Genomic DNA, 332 nt, shown 5'->3' on the forward strand with positions numbered 1-332 from the left:
GACGGCGAAGGCGCTTGGGCGGAAGTGGTGGCTGATGACTATATGCGCCTGCGCTTGGGCTGGACGGTGGCGCAGGCAGTTTTGACCTGCGTCTTGGTCACGGCTTTGGGCGTGCCTGCGGCGTGGGTGCTAGCGCGGATGGACTTTGCCGGACGGCGCACGGTTTTACGCCTGCTGATGCTGCCTTTTGTGATGCCGACTTTGGTGGCGGGCATGGGCGTGCTGGCCTTGTTTGGCGCACACGGTATGCTGGTGGCAGGTTGGCAGGACACGCCGTGGCTGCTGATTTACGGCAACGTGTTTTTCAACCTGCCGGTTTTGGTGCGCTCGGC

At 63.0% G+C, this 332-nt stretch carries 1 pseudogene; it reads left to right on the forward strand.

Features of this window, described 5'->3' with window-relative positions:
* Positions 1–332: pseudogene (locus tag ACTHSP_RS23210) on the forward strand (iron ABC transporter permease); the annotation flags it as partial.

The sequence above is a fragment of the Neisseria sp. P0001.S005 genome (assembly GCF_051963715.1).